We start from the raw sequence: 20,765 nt of genomic DNA, 5'->3' as shown, positions 1-20,765 counted from the left end.
CTGCATGCGCCGGAAGTCGAATGCCTGGCCAAAGGCAAGGCTCGCAAGCCGTACGAGTTCGGCGTGAAGGTGTCGATCACGACGACCCACAAGGAAGGACTCGTAGTTGGCATGCGCTCGATGCCGGGTAATCCGTACGACGGGCACACGCTGGCCGAAGCGTTGGAGCAAGCAGCGATCTTGAGCGACGTATAACCGGAGATTGCCGTCGTCGATCGCGGCTAAAAGGGCGTAGCGCTCGAATGCGCGAAGGTCTATCAGCCAGGACTGCGACGCGGTATCACATGCGGCCTAGGAGCAATGATCAGGCGCCGTAGCGCAATCGAGCCGGCCATCGGACACATTAAGGCCGACGGCAAGCTCTCGGAATTGGCTCAAGGGCTCGTTGGACGATGCAATTCATGCGGTACTGTGCGGCGCCGGCCACAATCTGCGGATGATCCTGCGCAAACTGCGGCTTTTTTGCGCCCTGATTCTCGTCGCGTTGCTCAACGCCAAAAGCGCTGCGCCATCGGCGGCATAGCTTCATCGGGGCGACAAAACGAATTGTTCAGGGCCGACTACCCAGCTTCACTCACTGGTTGACGCCATCCCGCCCATTGCTGGCAAGCGCAGCCGGCCGCTTTCGAAGCCCCGCATAGTCCAGGGCGACCGGGACTACGATCACGACAAATACCGCCGTCCGTTACACGCAGCCGGCATCGTGACTGAAATCGCCCGACGCGGCCACCGACACGGCAGCGGACTGGGCAAAACACGCTGGGTTGTCGAGCGCACCATTTCATGGCTTCACAACTTTCGACGACTGCGCATCCGCTTCGAACGTCTTGCATTCATCCATGAAGCCTTCATGAAAATCGCCTGCTGCATAAACGCCTTTCAGCAGGTCAACGAGGACGCGACCGTCAATATGCGTGAGCGCTTATCAGTTGTCGCCGATCGGATCAAGCGACGGTGACGCGCTCGGATCGTCCGGATCGGGAAAGAGTGCTTCTTGCAATATCGTGTCCTTCAATTGTTGGATCCCGAACGTCTCGAGCGCTTGTCGCACCTTGGCTTTGTTGTAGTCTGGACCCATGGCGAGGGTCAAGTCGGCCGACGCCAACTCCATCTCCATCTTGTTTTCGTGTTGCAAGACGTGAAGGTCAATTGTGGACGTGATGTTCTGAATCATCGAAGTTGTCCTCGTGTGTAACGTTATGCGCCATATCATCGGCGCCATCCGAGCTGAGCCGTCCCAAAGCGTTGCCCAACACTTTGCGCGCAAGTGCATCGTGATTGATCGCATCGGCCGCTGAGGCGCATGACGCGAGCGAGGCCGCGCTCAGCCGCTGCGCCACGTCGAAGGAGTTGAACCGCAGGATCTCCTCGCCCCACTCGACGGTGAAGGCATCGATATCGCGGCACGACACCTCCACGTCCGGATAGCTTCGGGCAAGGCGCTCCCGCACGGCCGACACGATTCGCTTCGCATGGTTGGGCACGGATACGCGTACTGGCACATCGGCACAGCCGCGCTTGCCGTTCGCGAATGCCTCGGCAAGCCGCAGGAGGAACTCCGGTTCGCCGATAAGTTGCTGCAGTGACGCCTGCACTTCGCGGACGACCTGTTCTCGCAACGTCATTTGCAGTTGCCTCGACTGTGCGATGTAGTCGGCGAGTTGCTCGGCCATCAGCACGAATCCGGCGGTGTGGCCATCGCGGGCGGCTTGCTGGCGGCAGGCCTCGGCCTCATCGATGGCCGAGCGCACAAGTTCCTGCGTGCGGCGCTTCGCCTCCCGCATCAGGCCTTCGGCGCGGGCCACCTGCGCGAGCGGCTTGCGCTTGATCAGCACGCCGGCCTCGGCGGCGAGAGTGTCAGGATAATGATGCAGGCTCGAGAAGGGCATGGCTTACCGCGAAAATGAAGAGCGAAGGGTTCCAAATGCCGGCCAACTCTGCCTGGTGTTCAAGCCGCTTCCAAAGCTCGAGCTCGAACCTTTGCGGGAAGAGCAGCGCCAGGCGTGGCAGGAGCGGCTTCGGCAAGCGTCGCAGCGCAACAGACATCGTGGCCATTCCGGCGGCGAGGACATCGGTGTCGTCCGGCTCCGGATCCTCGGATATAGCCACATCGACGGCTACCGGCACAGACGCAAAGCGTTGCGCTAGCGGATCGAGGCGCAGATATCGCCGTTGTTCGACAAGCGTCGCTCGCAGTCGCCGAACGCCCATCAGAAAGCAGATGCGCGGCAGACGGGACCAGTGCGCCACGCAGCGTTGCAAATACGGATCGTCTGGGAGCGCGAAATTGATGCGCGTGTCCAGCGCATGGCGTTCGATCAGCAACTGGTTCGCGATGCTGCGCGGCAGTTGATCTAGTGCGACGCCATCTGCACGACGACGATCGGGGTGTACATAGTCGTACGGCCCATACATGATCCCCATTAGCGCGGAGTGATTCACGGCGTGACCTCGCGAACTTCCTTGTTCCTTGAGGACGCCGTCGCTTGCGGTTTCGCGGCTTGCTGTCATAAAGGAGCCGATGCCTTGTTTGACAGCGTCGGCTCCATATCGTCGGCTTGGGGAGCACGGCTGTCGGAATCGGGCTCTGACACATCCGGAGCTTGACGGCGCTTGCGCAGAAAGAGGATCAGTCCGCCGCCTGCCGCCCCAATGACGGCAGGGATCGCCAGCAGCGGATAGAGCCATGTGTTGTGGCTGCTCGCCGCGGGCTGGGCGATCAGCATGCCGGACACGGACGGTGCCTCATAGAGAATGACGGAGATGTTGTCGTAATCGATATTCGCGAAACTGTTCTTGATGAAGCGCTTCACTTCGCTCACGAGCAAGTCTCGGTTCGCCGCGTTGCGATAGGTGAGCAGCACGGCGACGTGCACGGGACGTTCGCCCTTGCCGTCCTCGTCGTTTGGTTTTAGCGGATAGCTAACCTGAACGTGGGCGCGTGCGACGTTGTTCATTGCAGCGAGATTCTGCTCGAGCCGCTGCTCGACAGCCGACAGCAGCCGGACTTGCTCTGCCATGGGAGATCCGACGAACGTGTCGGCCGGAAACGCATGAGCCACTTCGACGCGCGGCGCCGTGGGCAGGGCGTATTTTTGAAGCAGATCGACGGCTGCCGGAAAATCCGTCTGCCCGACGGCCACGGCGAACTTCATTTTACCCTGATCCTGTTTATCGGCCGATAGGTTGTGCGCTTGAAGCACAGCAACGATTTCGTTGGCCTGCTGCTCCGACAGGTCTGCAAGCAGCTCCGGTTGATAGCAGGCCGACAGAATAAGCAATGCCGGTAACACCTTTAAAGCTACGGGGTATTTCATCACGATTGCGCTTTTACAAGTGTTTCTACTGCAGATACGGCCTTGCGAGTGAGGGTACTGACTAGAGATACGTAGATGTTGTAGTTAGCGAGATCGGTTTGCAGCGCGAAGAGCTGCTTCGGATCGCCGAAAGTCCCAAAATCGGCGATACGAGCGTCGATCTGGGCGCTATCAGCACTTGCCTTGCGGTTTGCTTCGACGAGTGCACTTCTCAAGAGATCGCCAAGCGTCTGGGGCTCCCCATCCGCTTCAATCTCGCCGAGAGTTCGCATCCTGGATGCGGCTTGAATGTCGGTGATGTCCATGGGCTTGAAGGCGATTGAACGCCTCGATGTGCATGTCAGCGGTAGTTGGCGATGATGGCTGAGTCGATATCCTTGAGGGCCTTCACCGCGCTGCTCTGTGCATTGCGGTACAGGTTATATTCGGACAGCACGGCTTGGTACTGCGTGAGGTACGTCGGATCGGACGGGTGCTGCTGTAAATTAGTCATCGCAGTCTTCAACTGATCGCCGAGGTCATCGATGCCTGTGTCGAAGCCGGCGCTGACGTTTTCGAGATAGCCATAATAGTTTGTGCCGGGGATATAGCTGGTCATCGTCGACCTCCATCCAGATGTTGAGGGAAGTACCAGGACGCGTGATTGACCAGCACATAGCCCTCATCGCCTTCCCGGTATGTTTTGCCATTCAGCCAGTCCGTCCGCATCGCGATCTTGAAATCGACGCGACGCGTGCCCCATCTACCATTGAATGAGGAAATGAGGTTTTGCAAAGCGGCGAGTTCCCCGTCGTTGATTGCGCCGGCGACTTCGAACGTGCTCCCGCGCGGACGGCCCAGCTGGCGATAGTGCACCCCCGCTTTCTGCAACTCATTGCGCGCATCCGTCTCGATAGCGCCTACGCTCGGGTACTGCAATTGCACTTGCTGGACGTAAGGGGCGGTCTTCTTCAATATGCCGACGGCCTCGTCACGTGCGGCCTGGCTGATGTTCCCATCGAGCAACAGCACCGGACACTGCGGCTCATCCATCCGCACGGTGACAAAATCGACGCCTTGCGCATCAAGGGCATGCTCAAGACGCAGCCGCTCGCCTGGCGCCGAAACGATCCGGATGGGCTCCGACGGCACCGCCTTGCGAACCGCCTGCCTGTCCCAATCCAGACCGTCGAGCGTGGCGCTTACGACATAAATTCTTCCGTCGCGTCCGGCCAGCACGTCGTTGCGTGTCGGCGCGTCTGCAAGAAGACGGCTCGCGCGTGCCAGCCTATGCGTGTTCAGATACTCGTTCACCTGCCAGCAGACCGCGGCCATCGCGGCGGCGCCCGCAATGAGTACAGCGCCGATCTTGAAACGGGAAAACCACTTTCCTTTGCCTGCGTTCGCTCGGTGGTGATACCGTAAGGATTCCGGCTGGTCGGTGAAATTATTTATCTCGTCACTCCACGCGTCGCACGCCGGTTTAACCGCGAAGTGGATATCGCCGTGTCGGCAAATACGGTTGAACTTATGACGCAGTGCCTTGCCGCCATCAGGCGAGACAAAATCGACGGAAAAATCCGCGTTGTCGTTTTGGCAATCAACTTCGTTGTTCGGCTTGATGGTCCGATTGCGTCGCGAAGTAATGCGCAATCGGAAATTGGGGGCGCCCGATCGATAAGGTATATATAGCGTATTTGTCGCTCGGTGGAGCGAATGCGAGATCGCTTCGTTCTTGCTGTCTCCGACATCCCCCCCAACGCAGAAGAACACTTCGTCACAAGGTAATTCGATATCAGTTCCAAATAGGGGGCCGAACAATATTCGAAGATGATATGCCTGGTCATAATAGTCGATTTCACTCATCTATATGATCGCCTAATTATGCTGTCGATGTATTGAGATCTGCCGCCTTATATCGTGACGGTAACGGGAATAGACTGCTTTCAGTATACCGCCCGCGGGTATTTCATGGCATGAAAAATTCCATTGGTCAATCTGATTTAATTATGAAATTGGCGCTCCAAATCGGTGCGCTCGTGATCAATTTCTGAAAACACATGATTTCCAGGACTTTTCATTGATCGAAAGGCGTCACAAGAATAGGATGAAAGAGTGTAGAGATTGGTCTGGTTCAACTATGTCGTTGTACACATCGAGGGCGGTGTGGTGGCTAATGGATTTGTAACGTCTGAGTCTTCTGTAGTGTCACCGGGCGAATGCAAGTCGCTTTCGGGCTCGTCTATCTGGTTGCTGAAACCAGTGGTCGGCCGCACTTCGATGGAGGTGGTAATCGGCGATAGGAGTAACCCTTTGACGATCGCCGCAGGCCAAACGACTTTGGTTGCCACCACGGCGGGCGTAAAGGTCGTATCGACAGAGGGCCCGTGGAGATTTCACAAGATTTCGCTTTGCGAAGCAGCGAAACTCCTTGTCTTTCTGGAACGGAATCGTCAAACCGCCCTTCCCTTTACTGCGGGGAAAAGCCGGCAGCGTGAGGTGGTTATTGATACTCCTGGCGATTTGACTGTATGGAACTTCGAACCCTGGCTGATCGGTCGGGCCGTCAGGTGGGATCCTCGCGACGTACCGTTGTTCGATTTTCTGCGCGCGCAGGAAACATACGGGCTGGTGCGTTTTTTACTCGATGAGAGTGCCGGCATTACGTCAATTGCCGCATTGAGCCAGCGATACGGCGTCTCAGCATCGCATTTCAGGCGTCTGTGCCGACAGGCGTTGGGCAAGGGTCTCAAGCTTGAACTGCGGCAATGGCGCGCGGCGATGGCCGTGCTAGATGTGGTGGAGGGCAGCGAGAGCTTCACTGACCTCGCGAGCAGGCATGGCTTTTCGTCGTCGTCCCACTTTTCGAGAGAAATCAAGAATCTGTTTGGCTTTTCACCGCGCCAGGTCAGGCGCAGAACATGAGGAATGTGACGATGAATGACCATGCGGCAAAGTGGTCTGCTGTACTGATGATGTCATTGCTCACGCTGCGCGCCGCACAAGCGAGGCCAGAGGCGTTTGTTGGAGCCGGGGACGACGCGGTTTCCTCGGGCGTGGCAATGTCAAGATTGGCGCCCCTTGGCAACGGTACCATGGGACACTCCTCAGCCGACGGCATTGCGGCGACACAGTCCGCTGCGGCTGATGCGGCACGGCTGCAGCCCGTGCTCCAAGCAGAATCGACGTCCCGCGCGCAGACGTTGCCCGTTGCAATGGGCAACGTGCAACCCGCCCCCTCCGAATCAAGTAGCGCCCAGCGCGGAGATTTGCCCGTCACCGATAAGAGCGAATCCGAGTCGAACTTCGTAGCCAACGACGTCAGCAGCGAAACACTGCTCAACGCGCTGTCTGGCCAGATGAACCGGCCCATCGTCGCGAGTGAGAAGGTGCGCAAAAAGCGGGTCACGGGCGAGTTTGACCTAGCGCACCCGCGCGCGCTTCTACGGCAACTGAGCGACCGCATGGCGCTTCTCTGGTACGACGACGGCTCCGCGATCTACCTCTATGACAACTCCGAGATAAAAAACGCCATGGTGTCGATGCAGCAGGCAACGGTACAGAGTCTTCGTACCTTCGCGCGTGCGACGGATCTTTATGATTCGCGCTTTCCGATTCGAGGGGCCGATCTGGGCGGCACATTTTACGTAACCGGCGCGCCGATCTACGTCAACCTGGTGACGGCGGCGGCCAGGTACCTTGATCAACTGCATCTGAACAACGAGACGGAGAAACAAGTCGTCAAGGTTGTCCGCCTGCAGAACAGCTTCGTCGAAGACCGCACCTACGATCTGCGAGACCGCCAAGTGGATATCCCTGGCATGGCGACGGTCCTGACGCAGATCTATGGAGGCGGAGGCAATCCGCGCCTCGTATCAAGTGCCGCCGAGCGGCCGGCTGCGACGACGCCGACTGCTGCGATAGCAAACGCGAACACCAACGTCAATCCAATGGTGAATGTGCCGTTTTCGATGAGTGCCGCGTTGCCTCCCCCCGATTCGAGTTCCCCACACGCCTCGGTTCCGCAGATTGCTGCGCTGGGCGCTCCGCCCGGCATGGCGGTCAGCGCGGCCGACGGCGTGCGGGCCGTGGCGTTTCCGGGCACCAACAGCATTGTGCTGGCTGGACCGATGGACAAGGTGGTCAACATGGAGGTGCTCATCGATTCGCTGGATGTGGCTAAGCGCCAGATTGAACTATCCCTATGGATCATCGACATCAAGAAAAGCTGCCTGAACGAGCTGGGCTTGAATTGGCAGGGCAAGGTGGGAGCGGGCAATTTTTCCGTCGGCCTGAACGATTCGCGAAACTTTACCACGCTCGACGGCGCGCAGTTTCTCGCCTCTGTGGCGGGGCTGAGCCAAAAGGGTGATGCGATGGTCGTATCTCGTCCAGTGTTGCTTACGCAGGAGAACGTGAAGGCGACATTCGACAGCAACCAGACTTTTTACGCGAAACTGATCGGCGAGCGCACGGCCCAGCTCAGTCACGTGACCTACGGTACCATGATCAACGTGCTGCCCCGCCTGACGAAGGACGGCTCGCAGGTGGAGATGGACATCAATGTAGAGGACGGCAACGCGAATTCGCCGTCGGGCGACACTAATGCCACGCTGCCGCTCGTGAGTAGAACGAGGATCAACACGGTGGCTCGCGTGCCGGTTGAGATGAGCTTGCTCATCGGCGGCAACACACGCGACAACGTCAATCGTCAGGACTACCGCATTCCAGGTCTCGCTTCCATTCCATTGATCGGCGCGCTTTTCCGCGGCCACACCGTGCGGCACGAGCAAGTTGTGCGCGTGTTCTTGATTCAGCCAAAGCCGCTTGGCCCCGGTGTGAGATGGAACGACGGTCAGAGCTGGGAGTCGGGCGACGTGTCCAGCAATCAGACGCTGCGCGCCACCGTCCACCTTCTGCAATCCTACCTGGACAAGCAGTGATGGTCACAATCATTGGCGGTTCATCGTTCGCACGCGCTCTTCGCGCGACCCAGGAATTGCAATCGCGGTTCGACACGGAACTCTTGCGCGACACCGGACCGGAGGGCGTCGCGATGACGCCGGCGCCGGACATCCAGGCCGAGATGGCCGAAGTCGCGGACAACGCCGGCGACATGATGGCTCAGTTCGGGCGCCTGCGTGTATACGAGCGCAAGGCTCGCCGTAGCGAGGACTTCGAGCGCATTTTGGACTCGGACGTCGAGGAAAAACTGGACGATCTCGTGCAGATGCTCAGGGGCAGCAAGGTGAGCGTAACCACGCTGATTCGCGAGGCACGGGGGCGCTTTCGCGACGACAGCGATCTTCTGCTCGCGTTTCACGAGCTGCGTCACCGCAAAACGCTTGGCGGCGACAATGTCCATATCGTCGACAAGGCGCTGGACGAAATAATGCGCGGCGGTAATCACAAGCAGATTAAGGCCGGCATCAACGCGGCGCTGAAGGCTAAGGTGTTCGGCAAGCGCATGCAGCTCGATCCCGCGCAACTGCGAAAGCTCTATCGTCAGTTCCTCGACTTCCAGGACAGCTACCTGGTGGTCTACGAGGACTGGATCGAACAGTTCGGGGCGGGCAAGCGCAAGTGGATCATGGAATATGTGAGCGCGGCGCTGGCCTACGATATGCAGTCGCTCGATCCCAGCTATGGCTGTGCCGCCGAGTTCGGCCCGCTGATCGCCACGGTGCGCAACGTGCGCATGCTCTCGTCGGCGGACGAACTTTTCGTCGATAAGGTAATTGATGACGCCGATTCTTGCGACCGACTGGTAACGGAGGAATGCGCGCTGCAACTGATGCTAGAAGGCTTGAAGCATCCGCTCGAAATTGAGTGCGTCTTGCTCAACGCTCTTGGCCCGGTGATTGTGCGGCTCGATCCAACATCGCGCTCGCGACTAATGCAGCTTGTCTTGCGCGGCTTCGCCAGCGTACCGATCGGCCTTTACTCGGAGGTCAGTGCCCGCCATGCTTTGATCTCGATCATGCAGGCCATGAACGACAGGTTGTACAGATCGGAGCGCAGGCGAGCGCCTCGTGATCGCACCCACCGCCCTCATTGACCGGCCTCAGGATGAAACGCTGCCAACAGCTTCAAGTTTATGCCTTGGATCACTTTTCGAACCACGCTTAAGGCCATATTGGCTGGGAGCCAACCCCGCCCTGAACTCATCGTGCTGTTCGTGATGGTGCTCGTCATCGGGATGCTGATCGTACCGCTGCCCGCGTACGTGCTTGACTTGTTGATCGGGTTCAACATCGTCATGGCGCTGCTCGTGTTCATGGGCTCTTTCTACGTCGTCAACATTCTCGAGTTTTCGACCTTCCCGTCGATTTTGCTGATTACGACGATGTTTCGGCTCGCACTGTCGATCAGCACAAGTCGCCTGATTCTGCTCGAAGCTCAGGGCGGTAAGATCATCACGACCTTCGGCGAGTTCGTGATCGGCGACAACCCCGTCGTCGGTTTCGTCGTGTTCGCGATCGTGACGATCGTGCAGTTCATCGTGATCACAAAAGGCTCTGAGCGTGTCGCGGAAGTGGCCGCGCGTTTTTCGCTCGATGCCATGCCTGGCAAGCAGATGAGCGTCGATGCGGACCTGAAAGCCGGCATCATCGATAACGACGGCGTAAAGAAGCGCCGTACTGACCTCGAACGTGAGAGCCAGTTGTACGGCTCATTCGATGGCGCGATGAAGTTCATCAAGGGCGATGCCATAGCCGGCATCATAGTGATCTTCGTCAACCTGATTGGCGGGATCTCGGTGGGTGTCGCGCAGCACGGGATGTCGATGTCCGAAGCATTGAGGACCTACACCATTCTCACGATCGGCGACGGATTGGTTGCGCAGATTCCTGCACTTCTCATCGCGATTGCAGCCGGCTTTATCGTGACGCGAGTGGGAGGAAGCGACAAGAACCTCGGTGCCGGGATCGTCGGCGAGCTATTTTCAAATCCGTTTGTGCTCACGGTGACGGCCGCACTCTCGATCTGCATCGGTTTGCTGCCCGGCTTCCCGCTGCCCGTATTCGGCGTCATCGCGGCCGCGCTTGCTGGCATACATGTGCACATGCGACTGCAAGGCCGCGGCAAGGACGTGGTAGGCGGTGGGGCCGGCGGGGGACTCGCTGGGGCGCTCTCGTGCGGCGTTAAGGACGGTGAGGGCGACGCACACAAGCAGGTCGACATCGACAAGCTCATTCCCGAAACGGTGCCGCTCATAATAACGGTGTCCGAGCGAGTGAAGCCGCTGTTCGAAAAGGAACGGGTGATCGACACGATGCGCCGACGCGCGTTCATTGACATGGGCCTGCGTCTGCCACAGATTCATGTCAGTTATTCCCCGGATCTGAGCGAGACTGACGTCGCCGTCATGATCAACGAGATTCGCGCGGCCACATTCTCGATCGATTTCAATCGCATGCGCGTCATCGGATCGACGCTTATGCTCGACGGCTTGCCGCTCGACGTCGTGATGCTGCCGGATGGGGCGGGCGGCCACGCGAGGTGGGTGCGACAGCAGGACGTGTCGGGGCTCGAGAAGATGGATGTGCACGTGCGGTCGGCCATAGACGACCTCTACGGACAGTTCCTCACGCTGGTTCTGCGCAACGTCAAGGAATTCTTTGGGATTCAGGAAAGCAAGCGTCTGCTTGACGACATGGGGAAGAAGTATCCCGATTTGCTTAAGGAAACCTACCGACATGCATCTGCGCAGTGCGTCTCGGAAGTGCTACAGCGGCTCCTTGGGGAGCGCATCTCCGTGCGCAACATGAAGCTAATTCTTGAGGCGCTCGCGCAATGGGGTCCGAAGGAAAAGGATACGCTGATTCTCGTTGAGCACGTTCGTATCGCGCTTGCCCGCTATATTACGAATCGCTTCGCGTTGGGACACCGCCTTAACACGCTCCTGCTCTCCGCGGACGTTGAAGAGATGGTGAACAAAGCTGTTCGGCAAACGTCGACCGGCGTCTATTTGAATCTTGAACCTACTGACAGTGAGCGATTGCTAGATTGGCTATCGCTCCAGTTGCAGCGGGTCGGGTATTCGCCGCGCGATGTCGTGCTGCTGACCTCCATGGAGATCCGGCGCTTCGTCAAGCGGCTCGTCGAAAGCCGATTTCCGGATCTCGAGGTGCTTTCGTTCGGCGAAGTGGCCGACGGAGTTGCAATCGACGTACTAGAGACAATTTGAGAAAGTGAGTGAAGTGATGGATATCTCTATCCTGGGACTGCTCAACGAGAGCAGGGGAGAGGCAGTTTACGGCGGCCCCGTGGGTAAACACGATGTCCGCTCGCGCATAGGCATCAGCTTTAGCAAAATGCCGACGACATGCATGGGAAGCAAGGGCGGCAAAGTACTATCCCGAAGCAAAGTCTATTACTCAGGCAGCGCACAGACCTCCCGATCGGCTGAAAATTTGTTTGGCTACATGCCGCTGGGCCGAACCGGAATCTTCGCCTGCCACCGCCGACAGTTTCCGCTCGTCGACGAGAGTGCGTTGATGCATGTCCGAGCCGATGAACACTTTCCGAAGGATGCCGGGTGCTTCGCGGCGGCGCTAGAAGCGCTCGGTGAGGGCTTGTGTCCTGTTAGGGAAATAGCGGAGCGATAGCCATGCCCTGCGACCTCTTGGATCTGCTCGAACGGTGGGCCCATCCGCGCCGCATCAAGGGGCACACTATCGAGGCTCCGCTGCGGGGCGTGTCGATTGGTGAGCTTTGCCTGATCCGCTCTTCCAGCGAGTACGACGACGTAGTTGGCCGAGCACAGGTAGTGGGCTTGGGTCGCGACGCGGCGATTCTAAGCACGCTTGGCAGGACGACCGGGCTGTCGCGTCGTGCGGTGCTCGTGCCGACCGGCGAGCGCCTCACGATTGACGTATCGCCGCGGATGCTTGGTACCGTCATAGACTCGGCGGGGCAGTGCACGGAGGTTTTCGGTTCGGATGAGGTCAACATGCCGCTCGCGCCAAAGCGCAGGATGGATGTCGACATGCCGCCACCCAACTACTCAGAACGCAGGCCGATCACGCGACCGCTGGAAACTGGCATTCGTGTGATTGACGGGCTACTCACCTGTGGTGTTGGACAGCGGGTCGGCATTTTCGCATCCGCAGGCTGCGGCAAGACTTCGCTGATGAAAATGATGATCGAGCATTCGGCGGCCGAGGTTTATGTGATCGCGTTGATCGGCGAGCGTGGCCGCGAGGTCTCGGAATTCGTCGAGACAATCAAGCATTCCTGCCGATGTAATAAGACGATCATAGTCTACGCGACGTCAGATTGCTCGTCCGTGGACCGGTGTAACGCGGCGCTACTTGCGACGACGATCGCCGAGTACTTCCGTGATCTTGGCAAGGAAGTCATGCTGTTTCTGGATTCAGTGACACGCTATGCGCGCGCGATGCGTGACGTGGCGCTGGCCGCCGGAGAAGCGCCGGCGCGGCGCGGTTACCCGGCCTCGGTTTTCGAAGGGATGCCGCGCTTGCTGGAGCGCCCGGGGCAGACCGCGATGGGTAGCATCACGGCCTTTTACACCGTGCTGCTCGAGAACGAGGAGGAACCCGATCCGATTGGCGACGAGATCCGCTCGGTCATCGACGGCCATATTTGTCTGAGCAAGAAGCTGGCCGAAAGGGGGCATTTTCCGGCCATCGACGTGCTCAAAAGTGCGAGCCGGCTCTTCGACGAAGTCACGGATCCAGCCCATCGTCAGTTGGTCAAGCAGTTTCGTCAGCATTTGGCGCGCCTCGACGAGATACAGATCTTTCTGGACCTAGGCGAGTACCGCCGAGGCGAGAACAAGGAAAACGATGACGCCATCGACAAGCGTGCGGCGCTCGAAGCTTTCCTTCAGCAGCCTCTCGCGGAATTATCCGCTTTCGAAAAAACGCTGGGGCAGCTAAATGAAACGGTTCGTTGACGCAGAAAAGCTCATCGGCTTGCTGCAGCGCCGATCGAGCGGCATGCACAGGCGGATGCAACAACAGCGCGAAGCGCTCACAGACGTCGACAGGAAGTTGGTCGATGTGCGTAGCGAGATTAGCCGGCTTCGGCAGGAGATTTCAAAGCACGCGGGCGGCGTGCGATATGACCGCGGCGGACTCATGCGCGCACGCGGCAAGCAGGCGGTCATTAAGTTTGACGTTGCTTGCAGGAAGTTGCAGGAAGCCTCTCTCATCGAACACCGTGAGCGGATCGATCAAGAGTTCCGGTCCAGTAAGCAAGCGGTGCTGATGCTTGAGCAACGTCAAAACAAGCATAGGGAATGGATCGCGCGAGAGCGTCTGCGGGACGCTCTGCGTCGCGAGTCGACGGTCGATGCAGAACTCCAGGAAGGAAGAAATCGTGCCAATCAATTCTATAAATGACGGCTGCGCCATCGCCGTACCTTCGGACTCCGAATCGACGTCGCAGGACGTGAGTACTGCATACGCTGTGACGTATCGGAAGATTCACGGCAATACGCGAAATCATGATAACTGCGCGCACTTGTACGAAAGCAAAGCCTCGACAGAACGAAAAAAGAAGACACCCGATTCTGCACCCGGCAATTTGTTTATGTCAGCCGCACTGCAATGGCGTGAACAATCTGTGATGCTTCGGGCCAGCGCGAAGTCCAGTGCGGTTGGTGCCGGCGGTGAACTAGCGCAGGTTCCCACGGCCCATACTCCCCCGTTGCCTGTTCCCGCCCACGACCCGTCGCGTGAGACCGATCAGGGGGCGTCGCGGACGGCTCGCGCGATGGCCAGCGGTATGACATTTGCCGCTGGATCTGACCGTGCCCACCCAACGATGGGTTTTTCATTGCACTATAGGTTCAAGAGCTGGCAGGGACAGCCTGGCGTCGATCTTCGGTTTGAGCGGCAGGGCGCTGAAAAGATCGTAGCGGCTGGCACGAACCACACCCACGTGACCGACGCGATGCAGCGTCACGCCGAAGCGCTTCCGTTGGATTTGACGCTGCGGTTCGAGCGCCAACAGCTTGACCGTCAGGACGAACGCCCACCATGGTCGGCGCAACAGCAGCAAGAGGCGGACGAGCAATGAGTCAGCCTCTGAAACTGCGAATACTGCGCACGGAGGATCTGCAGCTCTACATGAGCATGCGAGCGTTGCAGTGCGCCGGCCGGGTTGCCGCTTTGCGCACGGCTGCGCCGCCGCGTGGCTACGCGTCGCTGCGCGCCACCCATAACGGCCACGAGTACGAAGGATGGATTGACCTCGTGACGCTCGCGCGGACGCGCTATCCGGGACTCGATCAACTAGCGTGGTGTGCAATCGACGAGCGCTATCTGCTTGAGCTGTTCGGCAGCACAGAGCTGATAAATGCGCTTTGCGCGCCGGAGGGTGGCTGGTCCGAGGTGCGACTAACGGGCGTGGTGCGGGAAGCGCTGCCGGAGCAGACGCTACTGTGCCTTGATGATGCGGGGCGTGCCAAAGCGCTCTTTCGAACGTTTCCATACCCCCTGCCGGAGCACGCGTCGCATGCGGCCGCCCATGTCGATGCGTTGCCGCTCAGTGCGCGCTTTTGTATCGGCGCTACGTACGTTCCGTTGAACCTTCTGCGCAGCGTCGATGTGGGGGACGTTCTGATCGTCCAATGTGCTAGCAACCTGTTCTATGTGGGAGGCGAGCAGCTCGCTGGCTTTAACTATGAAGGAGTGGACATCATGTTGAATGAAAGTTTTGAACCGTTAGAGGATATGGATACCGAATCGGTTGGCGTGGTCGTTCGAGGAACCGACGCAAAGCCGTTTTCAGTCGATGCGGTGCGGGTTCGCGTCGACTTCATGTTGGACGAACGCAAAATGACAGTTGCGGAGATCGCGCGGCTCCATCCAGGCGCCTTGATGCCGTTGAGATCGAATGCCGTCACGCAAATTGCGATGCGCGCCAACGGCCACCTTTTCGGTACGGGCGAGCTGGTGCAGGTGGGTGAGCAGTTGGCTGTCGAGATCATGACGCTGCTCTCTGCTTCGCCGGAGCCGTGCCGTGGCGAATAACGAGATATCTCTCATTGGCGTGCTGACAGCAGCGGCGCTGCTGCCGTTTATCCTCGCCTCGGGTTCGTGCTACCTCAAGTTTTCGATCGTGCTCGTGCTCGTGCGCAATGCACTCGGTATTCAGCAGGTGCCTTCAAACCTCGCTCTAAACAGTATCGCACTGATCATGTCGCTGTTCGTGATGAAGCCTGTGATGGAAAGAGCCTATCATTTTTTGCAGGACCATCAGGTTGACGTGATGGATCGCCAATCGCTAGACGACTTCGTCGAAAATGGTCTTGGTGACTACAAGCGGTATCTACAGCGCTACTCTGATCCGGAGCTTGTCAAATTCTTCGAGAGTGCCCAATCGGGGCGCCTGCGAACCACGAAAGAGGAGGATGATGGAGATACTGCGCACGCCGCCGGCGATCTGTCCGAGAACTCGTTTTTTGCGCTGATGCCTGCCTACGCGCTTACCGAAATCAAGAGCGCGTTCCGCGTCGGATTCTATCTCTATCTGCCATTCGTTGTCGTCGATATGGTGGTCTCGAGTGTGCTTCTGGCGCTTGGCATGATGATGATGAGTCCGGTGTCGATTTCCGTGCCCATAAAGCTCATCCTGTTCGTTGCGATTGACGGGTGGACGCACATCTGCAAGGACCTGGTCATGCAGTACCTCCAATTGATGAAGTAACGCGCGCAGCGTTGGGCAACCGCTAAAGGGGAGCGCTATGGGTGAGCTCGGATACGCCGGTGACAAGGCCATTCTTCTCGTCATTTTGATAAGCGTCGCGCCAATCGCCGTAGCCACGGCCGTGGGCCTCGTAGTCGGTCTCTTTCAGACGGTCACGCAACTACAGGAGCAAACACTGCCGTTCGGCCTGAAGATGCTCGCAGTGTTCGGTTGTCTACTGATCATGTCGCAATGGATTGGCGGAAAGTTAATGGCGTTCAGCGTCGAGATGATCTCGATCGCTCTTAAATGACGCTATTGGAGATGCAAGATGGAGGGTAAGTGACCGTGCTCACTCAGCAACTGTTCTACCGCGAAGTCGGGGCGTTGGCGATCGCCTATGCGCGCGTAGCACCGGTCTTCTATCTCCTGCCGTTTCTCAACGACCGGGTGATCGTCAATACTGTGCTGAAGAACACGATCATCTTCGTGGTCATCGCCGGACTCTGGCATGCGGTCCGTCACCCGCTGCTGGAAAGCAGCACGCCTATGCTTTGGCTGGCAGTGCAGGAGGCGACGGCGGGGCTCGTGTTGGGCGTCACGCTTTCCTTACCGTTCTGGGTCGCCGCTGCCATCGGTGAGTTCATCGACAATCAGCGCGGCGCCACGATCAGCGACTCGATCGATCCGGCTACGGGCGTAGAGACGTCAGTACTCGCGCCCTTCCTCAGCCTGTTTTATGCAGCTCTCTTTCTGCATCAGGGCGGGATGCTATTGATCGTCCAGGCCATTCGGGAAAGCTACCTATATCTCCCCGCGGGCGCGATACCGCATGCGCACATCTGGCATTTTGGCTCGCTGTTGTCAAAACTCGTGGGAAAAGGCATTGTGTTGGCGGCGCCTGTGCTACTTTCGATGTTCCTCTCCGACGCGATGCTCGGCTTGTTCTCACGCTTCTGCCCGCAGGTCAATGCGTTTTCGTTGTCGCTCAGCATCAAGAGCATTGTGGCGTTCCTCGTGTTCCATCTGTACTTCCTGCAGGTCGGCCGGCTCGTTTCGACGGAGCTGTTCCAGCTGGATCGCTTTTCAAGTCTGGTGTATTGAACGATGGCCGAGAAAACGGAAAAGCCTACAGAGAAAAAGCTGCGCGATGAGGCAAAGAAAGGACAGACGTTCAAATCAAAAGACATTGTCGCGGCGATTATGCTTGCCGTCGGCGCCACGGCCGTGAGTTCAGTGGTCGACTTGCGTCACGTAATGGTTGCGCTCGCCAGCATGGCGACGAGCGGCTCGATGCCCGATCCACAAACATACATGCGAGGCTGGACGTTGGTGTTTCTGCGCATGATTGCTCCGTTCGTTCTGCTGTGTGCCGCGGCGGGTGCCCTGACGAGCCTCGTGCAAAGCCATTTCACTCTTGCTGTGCAAGCGGTCAAGTTCGACCTCACTGCGATCTCACCGGCGAAGGGATTCAAGATGCTCTTCAACTGGCGTACCGTGAAAGAGGTCGTGAAGGCGTTGCTTTACGTCGCGGTATGCGTTGTAACGGTCTGGATTTTTGTGCGCAACAGTCATCGAGAGTTGTTTCAAGCGTTTCGTGCCGATGCTTTTGTGCTCGGACATCTCTGGATCAAACTGACGGTGCGGCTCGTTGTAATTTTTCTGCTTTGCTCAATTCCGGTGCTGCTGCTCAATGTGCTTCTCGAGTATTTCCTTTACGTCAAGGACTTGAAGATGGAGGTGCACGAAGTCAAGCGAGAGTATAGGGAAAGTCAAGGCAATCCGGAGGTCAAGTCGAAACGACGTTGGATTCATATGGAGCTGCTTTCGGAGGGCGTCAAAGCGGCAATTGAGCAGTCCAACCTCCTGCTCGCAAATCCGACCCATATCGCAATCGGCATTTACCTGGATCCGAACATCGTGATGCTCCCCTTTGTGTCGGTGCGTGAGACAAATGCGCGTGCGCTGGCGGTAATCCAATACGCGGAAAGCGTGGGGGTGCCCGTGGTGCGTGATATAGCGCTAGCGCGTTCGGTTTACCGAAGCTCGCGGCGATACAGCTTCGTGAGCGGACAAGACTTCGAGGCGGTCATGCGAGTGCTGGGTTGGTTGAAGGACGTGGAAGCCGCGAACCGCGCGATCGAGTTATCTGGAACCGATGCTACGGATGAAGAAGATTTGAGCGGGAGCGAGGAGGGCGACGCAATCGTCGCATCCGGTCGCCCCTTCTAAATCCGCTTGACAAGCTGCGATAGGTAATTATTGAAATAACTTCGCGAGATCGTCGCGTATCGTTATATCTGCGCTTCAGCTGCAATCGAGAGGGCGCTGAACCCCACATTTCGCCACTCATGGAAGTGCGTAGCATGATCCAAACAGATATAGATGCGAGCACGAATTTTGCGGCGCTCGACGATGCTGAAATTGAGCGCGTGAACGCGGCGGTGATTGCGGCGGTGCAAAGCGGTGCCTCACTCAAGGATTTGCAGGGCGTTTCGCAGGAGTTGATGGATGGCATTTACGCATTTGCCTATCAGTTCTATCAGCATGAAAGGCTCGACGATGCCGAGACATTCTTTCGTTTCCTTTGCATCTACGATTTTTATAATGCCGAATACGCACTTGGGCTGGCGTCGGTATTCCAGCTCAAAAAGAACTACGCGAGAGCCATCGATCTTTATGCGCTCGCATTCGCACTTTCAAAAGAGGATTACCGGCCGATCTTCCATACGGGTCAATGTCACCTGATGGCGGGGAAGGGCGGATTGGCGCGTCACTGCTTTAGTGTCGTGGTCGAGCGCTCGAGCGACGAGCGTTTAAAGGAGCGGGCCGCCTCGTATCTGTGCGGCTTGGACGAGGTGGGCGTCGGCGCGCCGCAGGAGGTGCCGACAACCGCCACTCATGACTGCCGGAAGGGCGAAACATCATGATCGGAGTCGAGAGTAAAGCCACTGCCAATCGTTATCAGACGCATCCGTTGCGTGAAGCAATCAGCGGGCTCGGAACGATGGCACCTGAGAGGTATGTCGATGTTGTCTCGAAGGCGCAGGAGCAGTTTCTCGCACGCCTCCCGCAGATTGCGTCCGAACAGAGTAATAGCGAGTTGGCCGGTCGCTCCGACCGGCTCGACGACATGCCGCAGCTTGCCGCGCCGACCGCACTGGGCATGGAGTCGTCTAACGGCGCCAATGCAGGTTACGGCGGTCGGGGTCGCGTCGGCGATGATGTCCAGCGATCCAACGGTGCTGCCCGTTTGACGCAGATCGTTTCCGATCTCATGAAATTGATCGGACGTGGCAGTCTGGACGAGTTGGAAAAGAACGCGAAGTTGTGGCACGCGCTCAGCGATGCCGCGAAGGAGCAGCTTGAAAACGTCAGCCGCGCATATAAGCGGGCGGCGCAGGACGCGGCCGACGCTGTGGCTGCGGCCAAGGACGCCGCCGACATTGCTGAAAGGGCCAGGCATGAGGCCGATGCAGCGGACAAGTCCGCTGAGGAGGCCAAAGAGCAGCTCGATCGGGCCGGAAATAATCACGCTCCGCAGGCGGAGCTAGACAGGCTGAAGGCTGAGTGGGAGAAGGCCAGGGATGTAGCGAAGCGGGCGGACAACACCGCCCACGCCGCCGCGAGCAGGGCCGAAGCTGCGAAGCAGCAGGCAGTGGATGCGTCGAACAGCGCGGCCGACGCCGAGAGTGCCGTCGATTCGGCGGTGATCAATGCGCAGACCCGATTGGGCTCCGGCTCATTGGCTCACATCGGGCTCGCCAGGCCGCCCTTGTGCGGGGCGGCCGCGCTCACTGCGATTTTCGCCGAGCTGCAGGAGCTTATTTCGAAGGGCAACCTTGAAGAGCTCACCGCAAATCAAAAGCTCTTTCAGGAAATGCAGACGCGTCGTCTGGAGCAGTTACAAAAGAAGTCCGAGGAATACGAGAAGCAGGTCAAGAAAGCCGAAGCAATGCAAAAGGTGATGGGCTGCGTAGGCAAAATCCTCGGTTGGGTCGTCGTCGCCGTCTCCGTTGTGGCGGTGCCGTTCACGTCCGGTGCGAGTCTCGCGCTCGCGGCAGTGGGTCTCGCGCTCGTGGTGGCTGATCAGGTCACAGAGGCAGTGACCGGCTTTTCGTTCATGGGCGAGCTGGTGAATCCGGTCATGGACAGGGTTCTCAAGCCGATCATGAGCTTTATCGCGGGAGCGATCACACGCGCACTCGAATCGTGCGGCGTGGAAAGCGATAAGGCGCAGACGGCCGGCGCGATCGTCGGGGCGGTACTGGCCAGCATTGCCGTTGTTGCAGTGGTGGTTGCCTCCTTCTTGCTAGCCAAGGGGGGGGCCTCGAACCTGACGCGCGTGGTCGCCAGTCAGTTGGCGAAGTTAATGGACTCGTGGCTCGGCCGCATAGTTATACAGACCGTCGAGAGCGCTTTGGAAAAGTCAGGCCTGAATGCGCTCAGCTCTACCATATCGACGGTCATGGGCCGCCTGCGTCGCGCCATTGGAGAAGGCCTAACGAATCGCATACAGCGCGGCGGGGTCGGTCTGTACATGGGAGGCCAAATGTTGCAGGCAGCAGGCAACATCGTGGTTGGCGTCGAGGAGCGACGCGCCATGAATACGTTGGCCGCCGTGAAGGAGGCGCTTGCCGATCTGAATATCATCGGCGATGCGTTGGATCGGGCCGTGGAAACATTCGCGCGGCACAACCGCATCTTGAGCGAGATTCTCCAGAACATGTCTAACGCGCTTGCAACGGAAACGCTGACCGGCGCGTTCATTCTGCGCAACGCCCGCGCAGTCTAAATGTACGAGCGAAC

General features: G+C 58.4%; 23 protein-coding genes and 2 pseudogenes. 17 read left to right on the top strand and 8 right to left on the bottom strand.

Annotated features, from left to right (window positions below; all coding sequences use genetic code 11):
- Both BN2475_RS22965 and BN2475_RS22960 read left to right on the top strand, forming a co-directional pair.
- Nucleotides 1-523, top strand: a pseudogene (locus BN2475_RS22965) (transposase family protein); the annotation flags it as partial.
- 39 nt (nt 524-562) lie between these two features.
- Nucleotides 563-958, top strand: a pseudogene (locus tag BN2475_RS22960) (transposase); the annotation flags it as partial.
- Here BN2475_RS22960 and BN2475_RS22955 read toward each other — a convergent pair.
- The 7 genes from BN2475_RS22955 to BN2475_RS22925 are packed head-to-tail and all read right to left on the bottom strand — an operon-like array spanning nt 926 to nt 5,162.
- Complete coding sequence (locus BN2475_RS22955; protein WP_143325854.1) at nt 926-1,174, bottom strand: hypothetical protein; 249 nt, start codon at nt 1,172-1,174, stop codon at nt 926-928. The pseudogene BN2475_RS22960 and the gene BN2475_RS22955 sit on opposite strands and share 33 nt — an antisense overlap.
- Nucleotides 1,146-1,889 carry a hypothetical protein gene (locus BN2475_RS22950; RefSeq protein ID WP_094781781.1) on the bottom strand — a complete coding sequence of 248 codons (744 nt, stop codon included), beginning with the start codon at nt 1,887-1,889 and terminating at the stop codon, nt 1,146-1,148. The genes BN2475_RS22955 and BN2475_RS22950 overlap by 29 nt, the downstream gene beginning before the upstream one ends.
- Entirely contained in the window at nt 1,858-2,511 is a 654-nt protein-coding gene (locus BN2475_RS22945) for a type III secretion apparatus protein OrgA/MxiK (RefSeq protein ID WP_094781780.1), read from the bottom strand. Before BN2475_RS22945 ends, BN2475_RS22950 begins: the two co-directional genes overlap by 32 nt.
- A complete protein-coding gene (gene sctJ / locus BN2475_RS22940; RefSeq protein ID WP_094781779.1) occupies nt 2,508-3,317 on the bottom strand; it encodes a type III secretion system inner membrane ring lipoprotein SctJ in 810 nt (269 codons plus the stop codon). The genes BN2475_RS22945 and sctJ overlap by 4 nt, the downstream gene beginning before the upstream one ends.
- Nucleotides 3,317-3,622 carry a type III secretion system inner rod subunit SctI gene (gene sctI / locus BN2475_RS22935; protein WP_094781778.1) on the bottom strand — a complete coding sequence of 102 codons (306 nt, stop codon included), beginning with the start codon at nt 3,620-3,622 and terminating at the stop codon, nt 3,317-3,319. The genes sctJ and sctI overlap by 1 nt, the downstream gene beginning before the upstream one ends.
- Before the next feature lie 35 nt (nt 3,623-3,657).
- On the bottom strand, nt 3,658-3,915 hold the full coding sequence (locus BN2475_RS22930) for a type III secretion system needle complex protein (protein ID WP_094781777.1): 258 nt from the start codon (nt 3,913-3,915) through the stop codon (nt 3,658-3,660).
- Nucleotides 3,912-5,162 (bottom strand): PrgH/EprH family type III secretion apparatus protein, encoded by a 1,251-nt coding sequence (locus BN2475_RS22925; RefSeq protein ID WP_094781776.1) that lies wholly within the window; start codon nt 5,160-5,162, stop codon nt 3,912-3,914. The genes BN2475_RS22930 and BN2475_RS22925 overlap by 4 nt, the downstream gene beginning before the upstream one ends.
- Nucleotides 5,163-5,420: 258 nt before the next feature.
- Between BN2475_RS22925 and BN2475_RS22920 the strand changes: the two genes are divergently transcribed.
- The 3 genes from BN2475_RS22920 (at nt 5,421) to sctW (ending at nt 9,354) form a co-directional block, all read left to right on the top strand.
- Nucleotides 5,421-6,221, top strand: a complete 801-nt coding sequence (locus tag BN2475_RS22920; RefSeq protein ID WP_281254260.1) for a helix-turn-helix domain-containing protein — start codon at nt 5,421-5,423, stop codon at nt 6,219-6,221.
- A 170-nt stretch (nt 6,222-6,391) separates the two neighbouring features.
- Complete coding sequence (gene sctC, locus BN2475_RS22915; protein ID WP_425435561.1) at nt 6,392-8,239, top strand: type III secretion system outer membrane ring subunit SctC; 1,848 nt, start codon at nt 6,392-6,394, stop codon at nt 8,237-8,239.
- Complete coding sequence (gene sctW, locus BN2475_RS22910; protein ID WP_094781773.1) at nt 8,239-9,354, top strand: type III secretion system gatekeeper subunit SctW; 1,116 nt, start codon at nt 8,239-8,241, stop codon at nt 9,352-9,354. The genes sctC and sctW overlap by 1 nt, the downstream gene beginning before the upstream one ends.
- Here sctW and BN2475_RS35710 read toward each other — a convergent pair.
- On the bottom strand, nt 9,348-9,575 hold the full coding sequence (locus BN2475_RS35710) for a hypothetical protein (protein WP_245841508.1): 228 nt from the start codon (nt 9,573-9,575) through the stop codon (nt 9,348-9,350). The two genes, sctW and BN2475_RS35710, sit on opposite strands and share 7 nt — an antisense overlap.
- Here BN2475_RS35710 and BN2475_RS22905 point away from each other — a divergent pair.
- From BN2475_RS22905 to sctE, 12 genes are all read left to right on the top strand, one after another.
- On the top strand, nt 9,478-11,487 hold the full coding sequence (locus BN2475_RS22905; protein WP_245841505.1) for an EscV/YscV/HrcV family type III secretion system export apparatus protein: 2,010 nt from the start codon (nt 9,478-9,480) through the stop codon (nt 11,485-11,487). The genes BN2475_RS35710 and BN2475_RS22905 overlap by 98 nt on opposite strands.
- A 16-nt stretch (nt 11,488-11,503) precedes the next feature.
- A complete protein-coding gene (locus tag BN2475_RS22900) occupies nt 11,504-11,908 on the top strand; it encodes a hypothetical protein (RefSeq protein ID WP_094781771.1) in 405 nt (134 codons plus the stop codon).
- Nucleotides 11,909-11,910: 2 nt separating this feature from the next.
- Nucleotides 11,911-13,218 carry a type III secretion system ATPase SctN gene (gene sctN, locus BN2475_RS22895; protein ID WP_094781770.1) on the top strand — a complete coding sequence of 436 codons (1,308 nt, stop codon included), beginning with the start codon at nt 11,911-11,913 and terminating at the stop codon, nt 13,216-13,218.
- Nucleotides 13,202-13,666, top strand: coding sequence for a hypothetical protein (locus BN2475_RS22890; RefSeq protein ID WP_094781769.1), 465 nt, complete (start codon nt 13,202-13,204; stop codon nt 13,664-13,666). The genes sctN and BN2475_RS22890 overlap by 17 nt, the downstream gene beginning before the upstream one ends.
- Complete coding sequence (locus tag BN2475_RS33795) at nt 13,617-14,345, top strand: SpaN/EivJ family type III secretion system needle length determinant (protein ID WP_159444600.1); 729 nt, start codon at nt 13,617-13,619, stop codon at nt 14,343-14,345. Before BN2475_RS22890 ends, BN2475_RS33795 begins: the two co-directional genes overlap by 50 nt.
- A complete protein-coding gene (gene sctQ, locus BN2475_RS22880) occupies nt 14,342-15,301 on the top strand; it encodes a type III secretion system cytoplasmic ring protein SctQ (RefSeq protein WP_094781767.1) in 960 nt (319 codons plus the stop codon). The genes BN2475_RS33795 and sctQ overlap by 4 nt, the downstream gene beginning before the upstream one ends.
- A complete protein-coding gene (locus BN2475_RS22875; protein ID WP_094781766.1) occupies nt 15,291-15,977 on the top strand; it encodes an EscR/YscR/HrcR family type III secretion system export apparatus protein in 687 nt (228 codons plus the stop codon). The genes sctQ and BN2475_RS22875 overlap by 11 nt, the downstream gene beginning before the upstream one ends.
- Before the next feature lie 37 nt (nt 15,978-16,014).
- On the top strand, nt 16,015-16,269 hold the full coding sequence (gene sctS, locus BN2475_RS22870) for a type III secretion system export apparatus subunit SctS (protein WP_094781765.1): 255 nt from the start codon (nt 16,015-16,017) through the stop codon (nt 16,267-16,269).
- 29 nt (nt 16,270-16,298) lie between these two features.
- Nucleotides 16,299-17,060, top strand: coding sequence for a type III secretion system export apparatus subunit SctT (gene sctT / locus BN2475_RS22865; protein WP_094781764.1), 762 nt, complete (start codon nt 16,299-16,301; stop codon nt 17,058-17,060).
- A 3-nt stretch (nt 17,061-17,063) separates the two neighbouring features.
- Nucleotides 17,064-18,188 (top strand): EscU/YscU/HrcU family type III secretion system export apparatus switch protein, encoded by a 1,125-nt coding sequence (locus BN2475_RS22860; RefSeq protein WP_094781763.1) that lies wholly within the window; start codon nt 17,064-17,066, stop codon nt 18,186-18,188.
- A 134-nt stretch (nt 18,189-18,322) separates the two neighbouring features.
- Nucleotides 18,323-18,886, top strand: a complete 564-nt coding sequence (sicA, locus tag BN2475_RS22855) for a type III secretion system translocator chaperone SicA (protein ID WP_218023716.1) — start codon at nt 18,323-18,325, stop codon at nt 18,884-18,886.
- Complete coding sequence (gene sctE / locus BN2475_RS22850; protein ID WP_094781762.1) at nt 18,883-20,751, top strand: type III secretion system translocon subunit SseC family protein; 1,869 nt, start codon at nt 18,883-18,885, stop codon at nt 20,749-20,751. Before sicA ends, sctE begins: the two co-directional genes overlap by 4 nt.
- Nucleotides 20,752-20,765 lie beyond the last annotated feature (14 nt).

It is taken from the genome of Paraburkholderia ribeironis, assembly GCF_900019265.1.
Lineage (GTDB): Bacteria > Pseudomonadota > Gammaproteobacteria > Burkholderiales > Burkholderiaceae > Paraburkholderia > Paraburkholderia ribeironis.
This window is presented reverse-complemented; position numbering and strand designations above follow the sequence as displayed.